15 protein-coding genes are annotated in these 18,318 nt (G+C 44.1%); 6 read left to right on the top strand and 9 right to left on the bottom strand.

Annotated elements, in window-relative coordinates; all coding sequences use genetic code 11:
- The 6 genes from nuoG to ndhC all read right to left on the bottom strand — a co-directional run bounded on the left by nuoG (position 1) and on the right by ndhC (position 7,653).
- Positions 1 to 2,679 (bottom strand): NADH-quinone oxidoreductase subunit NuoG, encoded by a 2,679-nt coding sequence (nuoG, locus tag F897_RS14840; protein WP_005237062.1) that lies wholly within the window; start codon positions 2,677 to 2,679, stop codon positions 1 to 3.
- An 11-nt stretch (positions 2,680 to 2,690) separates the two neighbouring features.
- Positions 2,691 to 4,022, bottom strand: coding sequence for an NADH-quinone oxidoreductase subunit NuoF (gene nuoF / locus F897_RS14845; protein WP_005237063.1), 1,332 nt, complete (start codon positions 4,020 to 4,022; stop codon positions 2,691 to 2,693).
- On the bottom strand, positions 4,019 to 4,528 hold the full coding sequence (nuoE, locus tag F897_RS14850) for an NADH-quinone oxidoreductase subunit NuoE (RefSeq protein WP_004785086.1): 510 nt from the start codon (positions 4,526 to 4,528) through the stop codon (positions 4,019 to 4,021). The genes nuoF and nuoE overlap by 4 nt, the downstream gene beginning before the upstream one ends.
- Positions 4,529 to 4,542: 14 nt before the next feature.
- On the bottom strand, positions 4,543 to 6,330 hold the full coding sequence (nuoC, locus tag F897_RS14855) for an NADH-quinone oxidoreductase subunit C/D (RefSeq protein ID WP_005237064.1): 1,788 nt from the start codon (positions 6,328 to 6,330) through the stop codon (positions 4,543 to 4,545).
- 90 nt (positions 6,331 to 6,420) lie between these two features.
- On the bottom strand, positions 6,421 to 7,101 hold the full coding sequence (locus F897_RS14860) for a NuoB/complex I 20 kDa subunit family protein (protein WP_004785090.1): 681 nt from the start codon (positions 7,099 to 7,101) through the stop codon (positions 6,421 to 6,423).
- A gap of 6 nt (positions 7,102 to 7,107) precedes the next feature.
- The gene (gene ndhC / locus F897_RS14865) at positions 7,108 to 7,653 is read right to left on the bottom strand and encodes an NADH-quinone oxidoreductase subunit A (RefSeq protein ID WP_004785092.1); all 546 of its coding nucleotides are present in this window, start codon (positions 7,651 to 7,653) and stop codon (positions 7,108 to 7,110) included.
- Positions 7,654 to 8,224: 571 nt separating this feature from the next.
- On the opposite strand from ndhC, the gene F897_RS14870 reads away from it, so the two are divergent.
- Positions 8,225 to 8,581 (top strand): hypothetical protein, encoded by a 357-nt coding sequence (locus F897_RS14870; protein WP_005237065.1) that lies wholly within the window; start codon positions 8,225 to 8,227, stop codon positions 8,579 to 8,581.
- A gap of 61 nt (positions 8,582 to 8,642) precedes the next feature.
- Here F897_RS14870 and bfmS read toward each other — a convergent pair whose 3' ends face one another.
- Positions 8,643 to 10,319, bottom strand: coding sequence for a sensor histidine kinase BfmS (bfmS, locus tag F897_RS14875; protein ID WP_034581104.1), 1,677 nt, complete (start codon positions 10,317 to 10,319; stop codon positions 8,643 to 8,645).
- A 41-nt stretch (positions 10,320 to 10,360) separates the two neighbouring features.
- The gene (gene bfmR, locus F897_RS14880; protein ID WP_004785097.1) at positions 10,361 to 11,077 is read right to left on the bottom strand and encodes a response regulator transcription factor BfmR; all 717 of its coding nucleotides are present in this window, start codon (positions 11,075 to 11,077) and stop codon (positions 10,361 to 10,363) included.
- A gap of 536 nt (positions 11,078 to 11,613) precedes the next feature.
- Here bfmR and F897_RS14885 point away from each other — a divergent pair.
- The 4 genes from F897_RS14885 (at position 11,614) to F897_RS14890 (ending at position 16,463) form a co-directional block, all read left to right on the top strand.
- A complete protein-coding gene (locus F897_RS14885; RefSeq protein WP_005237069.1) occupies positions 11,614 to 14,448 on the top strand; it encodes a ribonucleoside-diphosphate reductase subunit alpha in 2,835 nt (944 codons plus the stop codon).
- A 273-nt stretch (positions 14,449 to 14,721) separates the two neighbouring features.
- Positions 14,722 to 14,850, top strand: a complete 129-nt coding sequence (locus tag F897_RS18090; protein WP_255209521.1) for a hypothetical protein — start codon at positions 14,722 to 14,724, stop codon at positions 14,848 to 14,850.
- Positions 14,851 to 14,909: 59 nt separating this feature from the next.
- On the top strand, positions 14,910 to 15,041 hold the full coding sequence (locus F897_RS18215; protein WP_005237071.1) for a hypothetical protein: 132 nt from the start codon (positions 14,910 to 14,912) through the stop codon (positions 15,039 to 15,041).
- Positions 15,042 to 15,179: 138 nt separating this feature from the next.
- Positions 15,180 to 16,463 carry a ribonucleotide-diphosphate reductase subunit beta gene (locus F897_RS14890; RefSeq protein ID WP_004785102.1) on the top strand — a complete coding sequence of 428 codons (1,284 nt, stop codon included), beginning with the start codon at positions 15,180 to 15,182 and terminating at the stop codon, positions 16,461 to 16,463.
- A gap of 81 nt (positions 16,464 to 16,544) precedes the next feature.
- Here the strand turns inward: F897_RS14890 and F897_RS14895 are convergent, their stop codons facing one another.
- Entirely contained in the window at positions 16,545 to 17,135 is a 591-nt protein-coding gene (locus F897_RS14895; RefSeq protein ID WP_171065454.1) for a DUF4142 domain-containing protein, read from the bottom strand.
- Between the two features lie 525 nt (positions 17,136 to 17,660).
- Here F897_RS14895 and F897_RS14900 point away from each other — a divergent pair.
- Positions 17,661 to 18,269, top strand: coding sequence for a DUF805 domain-containing protein (locus F897_RS14900; RefSeq protein WP_005237078.1), 609 nt, complete (start codon positions 17,661 to 17,663; stop codon positions 18,267 to 18,269).
- Positions 18,270 to 18,318: the final 49 nt, after the last annotated feature.

The raw sequence follows: 18,318 nt of genomic DNA on the forward strand, positions 1-18,318 counted from the left end.
TTACGCTCCTACCGCGACTGAAACAGGCTCTGCAAGAGATACCGTTGGTGCAAGACCAATTGGGTAGCCAATATAACCTGTTGGTAAGTATTCAATCACTTGTACAGGAAGAACGATTGAAGCCTCGCCTGCTTTCACAGTGATCTTCTGACCGTCTTGCAGGTTCAAGCGTGTAGCATCCTGTTCGCCCACTGCAAATACTGCATCAGGAATACGTGATTCCATTGCCGGAGTTTTAATGGTGAACTCGCCAGATGCAAAGATGTGATGCATTGGCACCAGACGGAAGCTTTCAGCATTTACAAGCACAGGTGCTGGTGCAACGAAGCTACGCGCTGGACGTTTTGGTAAACGGTCGAATAAACGAACGCCTGAATCACCGCCTTTTAAGTGACCGCCCACTTCATCCTGGTATTTGTTCCAGGCTTGTGGTGAGTTCCAGCCTGCAGCCCAAGCAAATGGTACCAGTGAAGATGGAGTCTCATCACCGACATAACCTTCCATAGAGAATGTTAATGCACTGTCTTTATCAGTAGGCTGTTTCGGCTCATGTACAGACAATGGCGCACGCATCGAAGTACGACCTGAATAACGACGTGGTTCACGTGCCACTTTCAGACCATGGACACGGAAGCCTGCATCTGGTGCTACATCCAGAATACCTTCAAGTGCAGGAACGTTGCTTGCTACTGACTCGATCACATCATCCAGCACAGTCCAAGAAATCGCTTTGCCTTGTACGCCTGTTTCCAGTGCGTGTATCCAGCGCCAAGATTCTTTGATTGCCAGTTCCGGGTTGTAGTAGTTAGGGTCATACACTTGGTAGAAACGTTGTGCACGGCCTTCTTGAGAAACGACAGTACCATCACCTTCAGCAAATGAAGCAGCAGACAATACAATATTGGCTTTCTTCACAGTCGCAGTTTCAGAGTGATCCAATACGATCACCTGTTTGCCTGCAAGCGCAGCATCAACCTGAGCTACTGGTAAACGACGGTATAGATCGTTTTCTACAATTAGGACAGTGTCATAGTCTTGTGCAAATGCTTGTTCAAGGCTTTGACCACCGAAGATTGCCAGCCCCATTGAGTTCACTTCAGGAACAGTCAAGGTCAGACCAGCATTACCAAGGTTCTGTGCTACTTGTGCAGCAGCTTCCATGATGGTTGCGTCTTGTAGACTTGTGCCAGAGATGATCAGTGGCTTCTTCGCAGCTTTTAGCGTATCTGCAATGGTTTGTGCAAATGCCTTCGCATCGTCATCAAGACCAGTGATGATTTCACCTTTCACGCCCGCAGCAATCGCGAAGCCTAAACGTGCGATGTCATTTGGAGAAGCAACTACTTCACCTTCTGCAACGTCAGACAAACGAGTTTGTGTTGCAGCCAGAATGTAAATCGGAGATTTCGCATCTTGGGCAATACGTTGTACAGGTTCAGCCAGCCATTCTTGCGTACGGCGCTCTGCAGCCATTTCCTTGCCTTTATTTTTCGCAGCTTGGCGAACAGATAAAGCCATACGTGGCGCAGTTTGAGTCAGGTCTTCACCCAGAATCAGTACCGCATCATAGCTTTCGATTTCACGCATGTTCGGGTTATAGACACCCTCGGTTTGCATGATCGATGCAGCCAGTTCAACCAGATTTTGCTCTTTTTGAGCCATACCGGTTGAATAGTTGTCTTGACCAACTAATTCACGTAGCGCGAAGTTAGCTTCAAGTGATGCACGTGGTGAACCGATCCCCAGAACTTTTTTGCCCTGGATTTTCGCAATCACAGTATCCAATGCTGTATCAACAGAAACTGTTTCTACATTCGTGCCAGTACGGAACTGTGGCTGACGTGGACGGTCTTTACGGTTTACATAACCGGTACCGAAACGGCCTTTATCGCACAGGAAGTATTGGTTCACTTCACCGTTGAAACGGTTTTCTACACGACGCAATTCACCATAACGCTCACCCGGAGAGATGTTACAACCTGAAGAACAGCCATGACATACGCTAGGCGCATACTGCATGTCCCATTTACGGTTATAGCGTGCTGAGTGAGTCTTATCGGTGAATACACCAGTCGGACAGACTTCAGTTAAGTTACCCGAGAATTCAGATTCCAAAGTGCCTGATTCTGGACGACCGAAATAAACGCGAGAAGCGTTCGCATATACGCCGAAATCTGTACCACCCGCATAGTCTTTGTAATAACGAACACAACGGTAACATGCGATACAACGGTTCATCTCGTGCGCAATGAACGAACCAAGTTCTTGGTTGTAGTGCGTACGTTTGGTGAAACGGTAACGACGACGGTCGTGTTGAGTCATTACTGTCATATCTTGTAGGTGACAGTGACCACCTTCTTCACAGACTGGACAGTCGTGCGGGTGATTGGTCATCAAGAATTCAACAATCGAAGCACGGAAATCTTTCGCTTCTTTGTCTTCAATCGAGATGTAGGTATTGTCAGACGCAGGCGTCATACATGACATGACCAAACGGCCACGCGTATCTTCTGGATTCGCGTATTGAGTCACAGCACATTGACGGCAAGAGCCGACAGAACCTAAGGATGGATGCCAACAAAAGTATGGGATGTCGATGCCCAGACTCAAACATGCTTGTAGCAAGTTCTCTGAGCCGTTGACTTCATACGATTTTCCATCGACATGAATTGTAGCCATAGTCGAATTCCTTAAGCTTGTTCTACGTTGCTAGTTTGAGCTGCGGCATTCACCACTTTCGCTTCAAACTCGCCACGGAAATGTTTGAGTGCGCCCATTAACGGTTCCATCGCACCTGGTGCGTGAGCACAGAAAGTTTTACCAATCCAAAGCTTACGGGTAAGCTCTTGTAAGTGATCGATATCTTCTTTCTTACCTGTACCATCTTCAAGTGCTTTCAGCGCTTTCACCGCCCAAGGCAAACCATCACGGCAAGGTGTACAGAAACCACAAGATTCACGCGCAAAGAATTCTTCTAGGTTACGTGTTGCTGAAACCATACATTGAGTTTCATCAACCACCATGAGCAAACACGTACCCAGACGTGAACCTGCTTTCATGATGCTTTCCGCATCCATCGGAAGATCGATATGCTCAGCAGCCAGGAAGTCAGTTGATGCACCACCGGGTAACCATGCTTTCAGCTTCAAGCCGTCACGCATACCACCAGCATGTTCTTCAATCACTTCACGTGCAGTGGTACCGAATGGCAGTTCCCATAGACCCGGGAATTTCACCTTACCTGAAGCACCATAAATTTTTGTGCCAGGGTCTTTCGATTTGCCTGCAGACAGACCGATGTACCATTCTGGACCACGCAACATGATGGCTGGCAAGTTGTTGTAGGTCTCTACGTTGTTCACAATTGTAGGACGACCCCAAGCACCTGCAACCTGCGGGAATGGCGGTTTGGTACGCGGGTTTGCACGGCGACCTTCAAGCGAGTTAATCAATGCAGTTTCTTCACCACAGATATAACGACCCGCACCAGTATGCACGTGTAACTCGAAGCTCCAGCCAGAATCCAGGATGTTGTCACCCAGATAACCTTTGGCACGAACCTGCTCAAGTGCTTCGTTCAGGTATTTCGCCGCTTCGATGTATTCACCACGGATGAAGATATAACCTTGAGTTGCTTCAAGGGTATAAGCTGCAATCAGCATACCTTCGATCAGCTGGTGAGGAAGATCTTCCATCAACAGACGGTCTTTGAAGGTACCTGGTTCCATCTCATCGGCATTACAAATCAGGTAACGTGGCCCTGAATTGTCATTTGGCGCCATCAGCGACCATTTGATCCCTGCCGGGAAGCCTGCACCACCACGACCTTTTACGGTTGCTGCTTTTACAACTTCCAGCACTTCTTTCGGTGTCATAGACAGGGCTTTTTTAAAGCCTGCATAGCCTTCAAGCGCTTCGTAGTCATCAACGTGACGGACATTTGCTTGTTTGCTCAGACGCCAAGTCAGTGGATGCGTTTCCGGGTTACCGTCGCCATAAATTGGTTTTGGTTCGGTATTCATACATACTTCTCCAATAACTGTTTAATTGATGTCACTTCCACGAGACCGTGAGTGTCTTCATCAATCATGAGGGTTGGACCTTTGTCACAGTTACCTAGGCAGCAAATTGGAAGCAAGGTAAAACGGCCATCTGCTGTGGTTTGGCCGAACTGGATACCCAATTCACGCTGGAATGCTTCTGCTAAAGTCTCCGCACCCATCAAGAAACACGCAATTGAGTCACACAATAAAATTACGTGACGACCCACTGGCTGACGGTAAATACGGTTATAGAACGTTGCAACCCCTTCCAAATCGGCAAGGCTCATGCTGAGCATTTGCGCGATGGCATTCATTTGAGCATCGTCTACCCAGCCATTACGGCGTTGTACACATTTGAGCGCATCTAGACACGCTGCACGTGGATACGGGTAATGCCCAATGTGATGTTCAATTTCGTGGATTTCTTCCGAAGTTAAAATCCCTTCAACATTCACACGTGGCTTTTTATCAGTCAAAATCATCATAATGCGTTTACCCCTTAGCGATCCACGTCAGCCATTACGACGTCGATTGTCGCTAAATAAATGATTAAGTCAGATACAAGACTGCCGTTAATCACAGAAGGCATTTGCTGTAAATGCGTGAAAGTTGGTGTACGAATACGGGTACGGTAACTCATGGTTGACTTGTCTGAAGTCAGATAATAAGTCGACGCACCTTTCACCACCTCTGCCATCACAGATGATTCACCTGCAGGCATTACAGGACCCCAAGAAACGCTCAAGAAGTGCGTAATCAAGGTTTCAATATCTTGTAATGTTTTGTCTTTTGGTGGTGGAACAGCCAGCGGATGGTCCGCTTTGTACGCACCAGAAGGCATATTCTCTAGACACTGCTTAATGATTTTCAGTGACTGTTCGATTTCACGGAAGTGAACAATCACACGAGCATATGCATCGCCTTCGTACTCAACTGGCACTTCGAAGTCATAGTTTTCATAACCACTGTATGGACGGTATTTACGAACATCAAAGTCGATACCTGTCGCACGCAGACCAGTACCTGTTACACCCCATGCCAATGCAGATTTCGCATCGTACTGAGCCACATTACGGGTACGACCCATGAATACAGAGTTTTTCAGTGCTGCAGTATAGTATTCGTTCAAACGTTTAGGCATCCAGTCGAGCAAGTCTCGAACCAGTTTTTCCCAACCATTTGGCAAATCATGTGCAGTACCACCGATACGGAACCATGCTGGATGCATACGGTAACCAGTAATCGCTTCCACGATCTCATACACTTTCTGACGGTCAGCGAACATATAGAATACTGGGGTCATACCGCCGGCATCCTGAATCGCAGTACCGATGTACAGCAAGTGGTTATTGATACGGAACAGTTCCGACATCATGACACGAATACATTGTGCGCGGTCTGGCACAGTAATACCTGCCAGTTGTTCCACACCCATCACATACGGCATGTTTTGAGCACAACCACCTAAGTAGTCCACACGGTCAGTATAAGGAATGAATGAATGCCAAGTTTGACGTTCAGCCATCTTTTCCACACCACGGTGGTGATAACCAATATCTGGCACACAGTCTTTCACTTCTTCACCATCCAACTGCAAAATTACACGGAACGCACCGTGCGCAGATGGGTGGTTAGGACCCAAGTTCAGGAACATGAAGTCTTCGTCTTTATTACCACGCTTTAAGCCCCAATCTTCAGGCACAAAGCGAAGGTGTTCTTGCTCGAAGTCTTGTTTGGCTTGGTTCTGCATATACGGTGTATATTCCGTTGCACGTGCAGAATATTCTTTACGTAGCGGGTGACCTTCCCAGTAGGTTGGCAACAAGATACGACGGAGCATTGGATGCCCTTCGAAATTGATGCCGAACATGTCATAAGCTTCACGCTCATACCAGTTCGCATTTGGCCAGATATTCGTTGCGGTCGGAATATTCAGATCGCTGTCGCTTAATGCAACTTTAATACGAATGTCACAGTTACGCTCTAAAGATAATAAATGATAGAACACTGTGAATTCTGACGCAGGCAAACCGTCACGGTGCGTACGTAAACGCTCATCTACTGCAGACAAGTCGAATAGCATCACGTATGGACGTGGCACGGTACGCAAGAACATCAGTACTTCTTGTACACGTGCGCGCTCAACCCAAACTGTCGGGAAATCCTCGAAAGTCGTTTGCACAAAGAAGTTCTCACCAAACTTGGTTTTGAGCTCTTCAATGATGGCAAATGCTGGGCGTGAATCAACTGCTGTTGATTCTGGCATAGCAATGTCAGTTTCAGCCATTGGCTTGGCTTCCTATTTAATACAAATTCAGTCAACCTAAACGACAACTACACCCATAGCGGGTGCACAACAAAAAACCGGTCGTTTAAATTATTTAATTTCATCCATAGAGCGTAAGTTCTTCACAGCCACACGCTGGTCTTTCTTACGGTCACGTTCCGGCATCATCTTTGGCTTATACACTGGCTTAAGATCATCACCGATTACCGCAGACAGCGGACGACGCTCTAATTGAATTTGGTCTTGTAACAGCATTAATGCCTGGATCAATGCTTCAGGACGTGGTGGGCAACCCGGAACGTATACATCTACCGGAATAATCTTATCCACACCTTGTACGACTGAATAAATATCGTACATACCACCTGAGTTCGCACACGCACCCATTGAAATAACCCATTTCGGTTCAAGCATCTGTTCATACAGACGTTGAATTACCGGAGCCATTTTTACGAAACATGTACCTGCTACGATCATCAAGTCTGCTTGACGCGGTGAAGCACGGATAACTTCGGCACCAAAACGTGACAAGTCATGCACACCGGTCAAAGTCGTTGCATATTCAACGTAGCAGCAAGATGTACCAAAGTTAAATGGCCAAACTGAGTTCTTACGACCCCAGTTCACTGCTGTGTGCATTACATCCTCTAGGCGAGTCATGAACACATTTTTATTCACTTCTTCTTCTAGAAGCGGATCTTCTACAACGATACGCTCTTGAAGTGGATATTCATCAGCATTCGGATTCGCACGGGTTAATGTATATTTCATCCCGAGTTACTCCTTATCAGAGGGTTGAACTTGTGATTTTTTCACAAGACCAGATGATTGAGCTGGGATTTGACCAGTTGGATCCATAACCAATTCTTCAACAGAGTTGAAGCGCGTAATTTCTGCAAGATCCATATTTGGCGAACCAATTTTAGCTTTGTATCCTGCTGCTTTACGTCTGTCTGAAGGTGCCCAGTTCAGTGCGCCTGTCGATAATTCGTAAACCAAACCAACAAGTAAAACCAAAATAAAGATAGCTGCAGTTGCAAAACCAATCCAACCTACTTCACGAACAGAAGATGCCCATGCATACAGGTAAAGTGCTTCGAGGTCGAAGACTACAAAGAAAATTGCAACTAAATAGAATTTCGCAGACAAGCGGATACGAGCTCCACCTGCGCTGACTACGCCTGACTCAAACTGCTCCTGCTTGGCACGGCCCCATGATTTACCCCCGAGGAGTAATGGGACAGTGAGCATAAAGACGCATAAAAATGTAACGCCGATCACGAAGGCAATAATTGCCCATTCGTATGGAGTAATGGCACTCATGCGGGGATAACTCCTGGCAGGCCGATTTATTAACAAAGAATGTATGTATTGGCCTTCAAATACACCAAACACAAAATTAATCCCGCCAATTGTACCTGATTTTGGATTTCACTTGCTAGTTTATAAGCCTTAGTCTTTTGGATGATTTTTTAGACATTCCTAATTTTATTCTGGCTTTAAGCTCAGAGAATCTCAACCAATCGTTTTTTTAAATTAAAGTTTAAATTTCCATTATTTTTTCTAAAACCAGATAGGCTTTTAAAGCTCTGCTTAATTAAGCCTCACTCCTTTTACAATGGCTGGCTACCCACCCAATGAAACGAAACTTATAAAGAATCAATTAAAAACATTTCACCTTTGCATCATGCTCCGGAAAAATAAGTGTGTTTTAAAAGATGTTTAACATGAATGTTGTCATTCAATTAGAAGCCCCTTTTCTACCCGCTCTCGGTAAGCCTTAAAAGAGCAATTGTGTATTTTTGCAACACGTCCAACAGTTTGATTCAGATTATGATATTTCTATTTTTAAACACACTATGACATTTATAAAGTAACAATAAGGAGTCCATGCATGTCTCTACGATTTACCCATAAACCTGATTATTTTTTCTTTGCTCAATTATTGATGCGACATGTAGAAAGCTATATCCAAAAACATCAGGATGCCAGCAATGCAATCTTTGACTTAGGGGATATTCATAAACTTTTCCAGACAGACTATGCCTCTTCCAGCATTAACCTAGACGGTATTATGAATATTGCCGATGAGTACAAGCTTGAAACCTTATCTGGTGACCAGAAACTAATCCAAAGCTATCAGGTAGATGTTAAAAACAACAAGCTACTGATCAACTTCAATTCTGATGCCTTAAACAGCCTGAAAGAAGGCAAGCCACTGATTGAACCGGATGCTACCCTCCATGAATAATCCCCTTTAAATAGCCATAAAAAAAACGATACCTATGTATCGTTTTTTCTCACCTAAACTCTTATTCTGATTGATCTGACACTTCAGCTTTTTCCAGTTTTTCGATCGGTTTTTGCTTGATTTTTTTACCGTAACGGCTGGCTGGCCAAATCATGATAAAGCGTGCACCACCCAGTGTCGGACTTTGATCGACCTGAATCTCTCCACCAAACCAGTAGGCAATCCGGCTAACAATAGACAAGCCCAAACCATACCCCCCTGAAGCACGGGTACGACTATCATCCAGTCGGGCAAAAGCCTCAAAGATACGAGCACGGTCAGCTTCCGGAATCCCCGGACCATCATCTTCTACACAGATATACGCCATGCCCTTAGCGTCTAGTCCGCCGCTGATCAGGATTTTTTGCTCACAGTAGCGTACTGCATTCCCCACCAGATTTTGTACCACACGATGCAGGTAACGTCGTTCAGCTTCTACGATCACAGGTACTGGCATCGGCAGTACTTCGACTTCTTTGCCAGTTTTTAAAGCATCTGTTTCGACTGCCACCTGATCCAACACTTCAAACAGATCAATATCTTCAAATTCAATTGAAGGCATGCCCTGTTCCAGTTTGGCATAGGTCATGATTTCATCGATCAAGGTATTTAAGGCTTCAATATCTTTATCGATCTGCTCAACCTGCTGCAAGCGATAATCATAGTCATCTTCATCTGCCATCATTTCCACAGCAAAACGAATACGAGCAACAGGTGTACGCAGCTCATGCGATACGGCACGCATCAATTCACGCTGCGCTTCAATCAGACGCTGAATATGATCCGACATATTGTTATAGCTAGAAGCTAGCGTCGCCATCTCATCACTACCCTCTACCGGAAGACGTAATGACATATTGCCAGTTTTCATCTTGTTCAGGGCATAGCTCACTTCACGCAGTTTACGCTGCATTGGCACCAGCAGACCATAAATCCCCAGACTCAAAACAAACAGACTGAGCAAGGTAATCCCGGCAGCTAACTGGAATGGCATCCAGTTAAATAATGGCACTGGCCCCATTACCAGCACTTCAGACGTCGAGCTAGGAATAGGAGAAATGATCGAAATTGTAGTACCACGAATTGAGGCACTATCACGATATAGAATAATGCTGTGATCTAGACGCAAACGTCCAATCTGCTCGGAATCTAGTGGCAGGCTCTGGACATTTTCGATCGAGATTGGATAAGAGAAATAGTCCTGAATTCGCTTCAGGTATTCTTTTTCCTGACCTGGGTAGTACACCAGATAATCCAGAATAAAGACCGGTAAAGCCTTCATCTGACGTTCAGTAATATTATCCGCCTTAATATAAAGATAATGACTTGGATCATCACGTAGCCCGATGACAATATAAGCTACCCCGGTTTTGGCATCCCAACGCACGACTGCCTTACGGTTAGCCAGACGTCGACCTTCCGCCCGGGTAATATCCACTTTACTAGCTTCGACATAGTAGATCGGTAATTCCAGCAGATCAGACGCATCTGAAACCCAATCCATCTTTTGCTGCAGATTAGGCTGTCTCGCAACCCCCTCACTGATGATATATGCCATACCATCAGTCAGGGATTCACGATACTCCTGCGCACGCTGGTAGTTGATGATCTGTACCAGCAGATAGCTAAATACTGCCACCAAGACCACAAGCATGACCAAGCCTGCGTATATCCGCAAAAATATACTGTGTTTAAACACCTATTAATTATCCTGTTTATTCAGGCGGCTAAAGGCACCGATTAGATACCGTTAGTTTCTTTGACGAATAGATAACCTTTACTACGTACTGTTTTAATACGTTTTGGATTTTCAGGATCGTCACCAATCTTTGGACGAATGCGTGAGATACGCACATCAATTGAACGGTCTTGGCCGTCATATTCGATGCCGCGTAAACGCTCAAAGATATCTTCACGTGACAAGATGCGACCCGCATTTGAAGCCAGCAGCCACAACAGGTCATATTCTGCACTGGTAAAGTCAACCAGCTCACCATTTAAGGTCACTGAACGACCACCATTGTCGATGACCAGGTCATCAAATTCGATGCGCTGAGCCACTTCATCCTCAGGTACTTTGTCGGTACGGCGTAATAAAGCACGAATACGAGCCAGCAGGACACGCGGCTGAACCGGTTTAGCGACATAGTCGTCTGCACCCATTTCCAGACCTAAGACCTGATCCATATCTTCAGTACGTGCAGTCAGCATTAAAATCGGTTGATGATAATGTGGACGAACTTCACGACAGATGGTCAAACCATCAGCACCTGGCAACATGACATCTAGAACCACCATGTCTGGTTGCTCAGCAATAATACGACGAATAGCACGGTTGCCATCCGGCTCTACCCCAACCTCAAGACCATTACGAATAAGGTATTCTTGTGTTAAACGAGCAAGACGCTCATCATCTTCAACAATTAGAATTTTAGGTAACTTTTCTTCTTGGCTCATGTGTTGCCCCTTTATTTGATGGACGTATGCTACGGACGTATCCTTTTGAAATCCAATAGATACGTTTTTAATATGCTTGCAATATACACACGTTTACATTGTAAACAAGATAGCGTTCACCAAACCAATACATCAAAGTAGCATTTTGTAATATTTTATCGTGCACATTTCACTCGAATGTGCATTTAACTACCGTTTATCGGCTTATTTGCATCGATCACAGCTAAATCTGAACAAAATGTGACTGGTTAATTCGGGCCTTTTTAGTTATCCACAATGTTATCTATAAGCACTTTTTGCCAGCTTTGATATGCTATGCCTTGCCGGATAAGGCTTATGCAAGAATCAATAAAAATTGAGAAAAATATTTAGCAAAATGTCAATATTGATCTACCCTAAATTTTCCCGTATCTTGTGTTCAATTGATTTTATAACCACTAGGTCTTGTGTTTATTCCTCGAACACTGTGGCACGATTTTTGCCCAGTTCAAACGGTCCATAAACATAAAAATAGATGACAATGGAGCTATGCTAACATGAGCGTAATCACGTCCACTCCGGGTCAACTTCAGGTGATTAAACGCACCGGTGATGTTGCCGTTTTTGATGCAGAAAAAATTTCTGTTGCAATTGGAAAAGCATTTTTGGCAGTAGAAGGCCAGCAAAGTGCAGATTCGAGCCGTATACACGACCGTATCGAACAATTAACGGAAATGGTTCTGAATACATTCAAACGCCGTTTACCATCGGGTGGCACGATCCATATCGAAGAAATTCAGGATCAGGTTGAACTTGCGCTGATGCGTACTGGCGAACAGAAAGTTGCACGTGCCTATGTCATCTACCGTGAACAACGTTCTGAAGCACGCAAACAGTTAGGTGCCAACCATCACCCTACACTGCAAGTGACTGATGCAGAAGGCAAGTTAAAACCGCTTGACTTAAGCGAATTGACTGCGACTGTAACTCGCGCTGCTGAAGGCCTTGAAGGGATCGACGTACAGGCGATTGTCGATGAGACCGTAAAAAACCTTTATAACGGCGTAAAAGAGTCTGACATCTCTACAACAATGATGATGGCGACTCGTACTCGTATTGAGCAAGAACCTAACTATACTTATGTGACTGCACGTCTGTTGCGTGATGACCTGGTAGCGACCGGTTTAGAGTTCTTGGGTCTATCCACTGATACCAATGAAGGTGATGCGCTTGAAACTTTCCTGAAAAAAGGGATTGAGTTAGAGCTTCTTTCACCTGAATTGTTAAACTTTGACCTGGCTAAACTGGCTGCAGCGATTCAACCAGAACGTTCAAACCAGTTCACTTATCTAGGTCTGCAAACCCTATTTGACCGTTACTTCATCCACTCAGATGGCGTGCGTTTCGAATTGCCACAATTGTTCTTCATGCGTGTGTCTATGGGTCTTGCCCTGAACGAAGATAACCGTGAAGACCGTGCAATCGAATTCTATAACTTATTGTCTAGCTTCGACTACATGGCGTCTACACCTACCCTGTTCAACTCAGGTACGCTACGTCCACAGTTGTCTAGCTGCTACTTGACTACGATTGATGATGACCTGTTTGACATCTATGGCGCAATGCGTGATAACGCAATGCTGTCTAAATGGGCAGGAGGTTTAGGTAATGACTGGACTCCAGTTCGTGCCCTAAACTCTTACATTAAAGGTACAAACGGTAAGTCTCAAGGTGTGGTGCCATTCCTTAAAGTTGCCAACGATACTGCTGTTGCAGTAAACCAAGGTGGTAAACGTAAAGGCGCAGTATGTGCATACCTGGAAACCTGGCACCTGGATATCGAAGAATTCCTTGAGCTTCGTAAGAACACTGGTGATGACCGTCGTCGTACTCACGACATGAACACTGCCAACTGGGTTCCTGACTTGTTTATGCAACGTGTATTCGAAGATGCAGACTGGACACTGTTCACGCCTTCTGAAACGCCTGATCTTCATGATCTGACCGGTGCAGAATTCGCTGAGCGTTATGCTTACTACGAAAGTATTGCCAAAGAAACAAACATGTTGCACAAGAAAATCCGTGCAAAAGATTTGTGGCGCAAAATGCTGTCTATGCTGTTCGAAACAGGTCACCCTTGGATCACATTCAAAGACGTATGTAACCTACGTTCACCACAACAACACGTGGGTGTGGTTCACTCTTCTAACCTGTGTACAGAAATTACTCTGAACACCAGCAAAGAAGAAATCGCAGTATGTAATTTAGGTTCGATCAACCTAGTACAACACGTTCAAGGCGGCAAGCTAGATCGTGAAAAACTGGCTCGTACAGTAAAAACTGCGGTTCGTATGCTCGATAACGTCATTGACATCAACTATTACGCGGTTCCACAAGCACGTAACTCGAACCTGAAACACCGCCCTGTCGGTATGGGTATCATGGGCTTCCAGGATGCGCTTTACGAAATGGGTATGGCTTACGGTTCTGACGCTGCGGTTGAGTTTGCTGATGAATCAATGGAAGTGATTTCTTACTACGCAATTTCAACTTCAAGTGACCTTGCTGTTGAACGTGGTACTTATGAAACATTCAAAGGTTCACTGTGGGATCAAGGTATTTTACCAATCGACTCACTTGACCTGGTTGCGAAAACTCGTCCAGAGCGTATGTTTGAAGTTGACCGTACACAACGTCTGGACTGGGACACTTTACGTGCCAAAGTTCAAAAAGACGGTATGCGCAACTCGAACGTGATGGCGATTGCCCCGACTGCAACCATTTCGAACATCTGTGGTGTATCTCAGTCAATTGAGCCTACATTCCAGAACCTGTATGTGAAATCTAACCTGTCTGGTGAATTCACAGTGATCAACCCGTACCTGGTACGTGCGTTGAAAGAACGTGGTCTTTGGGATGCGGTGATGGTCAACGACCTGAAACACTTCGAAGGTTCAGTACAAAAGATTTCTCGTATTCCTGAAGAGTTGAAAGCGATCTTTGCGACTGCGTTTGAAGTTGAGCCACGCTGGATTGTAGATGCTGCTTCTCGCCGTCAAAAATGGATCGACCAAGCGCAATCTCTGAACCTGTACATCGCGGGTGCAAACGGTAAAAAACTAGACATCACTTACAAGATGGCTTGGTTACGTGGTCTGAAAACGACTTATTACCTACGTGCATTGGGTGCGACTTCTGCTGAGAAATCAACCATTAATACTGGTGCATTGAATGCAGTTAAACCTGCAACCGTTGCGGCTCCTGTAGTTGCAGCGCCAGTGGTTGAAGAGAAAAAACCTGAAGCGCCTGTAGAGGAAGAAGGTTTCACTCAGGCAGCGCCAGTGCCACAAGCATGTTCAATTGACAATCCTGATTGTGAAGCTTGTCAGTAATCTGACAGGTTTTAAATCCTCCCCGGCCCTCCTTTAATAAAGGAGGGAGAAAGTCCCCCTTTTATAAAGGGGGATTTAGGGGGATTACGAAATTTAGGCAATAAAAAAGCCCTCTAGCGTCGACCAAAACTAACTAGAAGGCTTTCAATCTCGAAGTGATACCAAGATGGTCACAACGAGGCTGGCATATGAGAATGCGTGAACGATTCTATCATTGAATTAGTTTATGAGCCAGTAAGAGTCATCTTGATTTTGTATCAAGGAGTACTGAGCATGGCTAATAATCAAAAAGCAGCTCGAAGTGCTATCACTGGTCAATACGTTACTTTGGAATATGCTAAAAAGCACCCAAAGACCACGATTGTTGAAACAGTGAAGCCAGCAAAATCATCTAAAAAATGATTTAAACGTGAATCCTAGTTTCGGCTAGGATTCACAAACTAAAAGTAAAAGGAAAACCTATGCCTCATATGACTCACAATTACATGTTAGGACTTGTGGCATTGATCCTTTCCTTTGCCGTTACCTTTTACGCACCGATTGCTTATTTCTGGTTTAAAGTTCGCCAGCAACAGCGTAAACAAAATAAGTAGTGGGGATTTATCTCTGAACAAATTCAGAGCATTCATCGACAAAACTTAATTTTGTTTACACAAATTGAGCGTATAGTAAGACATCTCAGCACTGCTGGATGTCTAATAAAAGATATAAAGCAACTAGAGAGAATTGATATGTCTATCCTAAGTTGGGACGATTTCGAAGATGATTCGCAAAAACCGGCTGCACCTGAACAGCAGCCTACGCCCGTCGAGCCGAAAAAAACGGCTAATCCGCAGATGGTATCTGATGCAAGCAACACATCGTCGAATGTGGCAGCTGCACAACCCGCTGCAGCCCCTCGAAGCGCAGGATCAAATTCAACCGATTCACTGGCAAGAGCATCTGCTTCCCTAGACCAACTGGACGTTGCGCCAGGTCTTGAAGAACTTGAGATGGGTGCACAGCGTGTACAGGTTGATGATAAACGTATGATCAACTGCCGTGCTGACTTGAACCAGTTAGTACCATTCAAATACGAATGGGCTTGGCAAAAATATCTGGATGGTTGTGCCAACCACTGGATGCCTCAAGAAATCAACATGAACCACGACATCGCGTTGTGGAAGTCTGAAAATGGCTTGACCGAAGATGAACGTACCATCGTGATGCGCTCACTGGGCTTCTTCTCTACTGCGGATTCACTGGTTGCAAACAACCTGGTATTGGCGATTTACCGTCACATCACCAACCCTGAATGCCGTCAGTACATTCTGCGTCAGTCATTTGAAGAAGCGATCCATACGCATGCTTACCAGTACTGTATCGAATCTTTAGGTATGGACGAAGGCGAAGTCTTCAACATGTACCGTGAAGTTCCATCAGTAGCACGTAAAGCAGCTTGGGGCCTGAAATATACCCAGTCTCTAAGTGATCCTACTTTCAAAACCGGTACGCCAGAAAATGACCAGATCCTGCTTCGCAACCTGATCGCGTTCTACTGTGTCCTTGAAGGTATCTTCTTCTACTGCGGTTTCACCCAAATTCTGTCTATGGGCCGTCGTAACAAGATGAATGGTGTTGCTGAGCAATTCCAGTACATCCTGCGTGACGAATCTATGCACCTGAACTTCGGTATTGATATGATCAACCAGATCAAGATCGAGAACCCACATCTGTGGACTGCTGAATTCCAGCAAGAAGTGATTCAGATGATCCTTGAAGGCACCATGCTTGAAATCGAATATGCACGTGACACGATGCCACGCGGTGTATTGGGCATGAATGCCGGTATGATGGAAGAATACCTGAAATTTATCTGTAACCGTCGCTTGAGCCAGTTAGGCTTGCCTGAACAGTTTACTGGTGTAAACAACCCATTCCAGTGGATGTCTGAAATGATGGATCTACGTAAAGAGAAGAACTTCTTCGAAACTCGCGTAACAGATTACCAAACTGGTGGTGCGTTAAGCTGGTAAGAAATATCACATGATATATAAAGTATTATGATCAAAAAAACCGCCTAAAATGGCGGTTTTTTTATTGGATGAATGCTTAACTTATTTCATCTTTTCAACAATTTGTTCAGCTTTTTTCAGATGTATCGCTACCGCAGTACGGGTTTGCGTCAACATGCTTTTTAATTCCGCATTTTTCGCATTTGGAATTAATTGTGTGTCCAAAGTGTTCAGAGCTTTACGATGTACTTCAACTTGGCTCATCATATAGTCTTTATCAGCTGCAGATGGCTTGCTCAGGTCAGTAACAATCTTGTCACTATCACTTTGCAATGCCGTACTGAGACTGCTTGCTTGCGGAGTTAATTTTAAACGGTCTGCCAGAGCCTGACCTTTTTTCTCATTCGCTGTATGTTCGCTAATCATCATTTGCGCATACTTACGTGCGTCATCTGTTTTAAGTTTTGGCAAGGCTGTTTTTGCCTGTTTGATTTCACCGTTATTGACCGTACTTACAACCTTAATCACTTGACTCTCGGTTAAATGCATTCGGCTGTCATTTGATGCTTTAGAATTTGCTTGAGCAACAGTTGAAGATTGCTGATTCATTGCCATTGTTTGCCCAGCAGTGAATAGCAATACACCACTCATCGCAACACAGTTAATCATCTTCTTCATTGGAATAGCTTTCATCATGGCACCCTTTAATGTTTTATTAATTAAAAATGCCTTTATAAAATAGGTGAATTAGCTTAAAAACAGTGTAATGTTTAAGTTGTTTTATGAGATCAATATATAAGCATTTATTAACTTAAGCAAAGTCTGTTGAGGATTAGTTTCTTATTCAAACTCTACGTAAAAATTCGCAATATATTCATATTGAGTAAAATACTAAAATTAATTAAGTTATTGATTTAAATTATTTTTATAAATCTTAGTATATTCTTAGCTTTATTAAATTTACTTCAGTTTTTCTTCCCTTGAATTATTGCTTATTATTCAAAAAATTAAGAAAATCTAAATTTAATTAAACTATTCATTATAAGCTAAATCAACTTCTTATTAATCAGAATTTCTAGCTTTAGATAGTGAAAATTTATTACCTAAATATTTTTATAAAAGCTTGATCTCAAACTAAATTTCCTATGCTACTATCAGCCATATATGAATAATATTTATACAAATCCATAGTAGCCAGAAGATAAATAGAGAGGGCTTATGAAAGGTTCCATCCTGGATTTTTCTATTCAAGATAATACGGGTTTTATCACAGGGGATGATCACAACCGCTACAGTTTTAGCGGTGCAGACTGGCGTGGACAACGCCCTCCATCACGCGGTGACCGGGTTGATTTTATTGTTAACTCAACCGGTCAGGCAGCAGATATTTATCTGGCTTTGGGCAGCTCGATTCATCTGGGAGAAAGCATTAGCAATCAGATTAACAAATGTTCCAATCTGGATCAGGCTGAAGAGAATTATAGCAGTATCGACTGGTTTGTAAAATGTCTAACCAATTATGCAAATTTTTCTGGTCGTGCACGCCGTAAAGAATTTTGGTTCTTTATGCTGTTTTGTGTAATTTTAGGCATTATTAGTGAAGTCATTGATGCAGTTTTAGGGACGAAACCTTTGGTAAATGGCCTGCTAAATTTAGCTCTTTTACTCCCAAGTCTGGCTGTAGGGGCGCGTCGTTTGCATGACATTGGACGCTCTGGATGGTGGCAATTGCTTGTGCTTACAGGGATAGGAATAATTTTACTCATCATCTGGTGGGCAAGTAATACCAAAAAAGAAAATAATGAATATGGCGCTCCTGCCAAGTAATGGAACATTACATATCCCGTCTTGATACGGGATATGTTTATAGATTATT

The sequence above is a fragment of the Acinetobacter variabilis genome (genome assembly GCF_000369625.1).
Taxonomy (GTDB): Bacteria; Pseudomonadota; Gammaproteobacteria; order Pseudomonadales; family Moraxellaceae; genus Acinetobacter; species Acinetobacter variabilis.

Coding starts and splice junctions, on each gene's coding strand:
- nuoG (WP_005237062.1), bottom strand. CDS start 2,679: ATGGCTACAATTCATGTCGATGGAAAATCGTATGAAGTCAACGGCTCA.
- nuoF (WP_005237063.1), bottom strand. CDS start 4,022: ATGAATACCGAACCAAAACCAATTTATGGCGACGGTAACCCGGAAACG.
- nuoE (WP_004785086.1), bottom strand. CDS start 4,528: ATGATGATTTTGACTGATAAAAAGCCACGTGTGAATGTTGAAGGGATT.
- nuoC (WP_005237064.1), bottom strand. CDS start 6,330: ATGGCTGAAACTGACATTGCTATGCCAGAATCAACAGCAGTTGATTCA.
- F897_RS14860 (WP_004785090.1), bottom strand. CDS start 7,101: ATGAAATATACATTAACCCGTGCGAATCCGAATGCTGATGAATATCCA.
- ndhC (WP_004785092.1), bottom strand. CDS start 7,653: ATGAGTGCCATTACTCCATACGAATGGGCAATTATTGCCTTCGTGATC.
- F897_RS14870 (WP_005237065.1), top strand. CDS start 8,225: ATGTCTCTACGATTTACCCATAAACCTGATTATTTTTTCTTTGCTCAA.
- bfmR (WP_004785097.1), bottom strand. CDS start 11,077: ATGAGCCAAGAAGAAAAGTTACCTAAAATTCTAATTGTTGAAGATGAT.
- F897_RS14885 (WP_005237069.1), top strand. CDS start 11,614: ATGAGCGTAATCACGTCCACTCCGGGTCAACTTCAGGTGATTAAACGC.
- F897_RS18090 (WP_255209521.1), top strand. CDS start 14,722: ATGGCTAATAATCAAAAAGCAGCTCGAAGTGCTATCACTGGTCAATAC.
- F897_RS18215 (WP_005237071.1), top strand. CDS start 14,910: ATGCCTCATATGACTCACAATTACATGTTAGGACTTGTGGCATTGATC.
- F897_RS14890 (WP_004785102.1), top strand. CDS start 15,180: ATGTCTATCCTAAGTTGGGACGATTTCGAAGATGATTCGCAAAAACCG.
- F897_RS14895 (WP_171065454.1), bottom strand. CDS start 17,135: ATGAAAGCTATTCCAATGAAGAAGATGATTAACTGTGTTGCGATGAGT.
- F897_RS14900 (WP_005237078.1), top strand. CDS start 17,661: ATGAAAGGTTCCATCCTGGATTTTTCTATTCAAGATAATACGGGTTTT.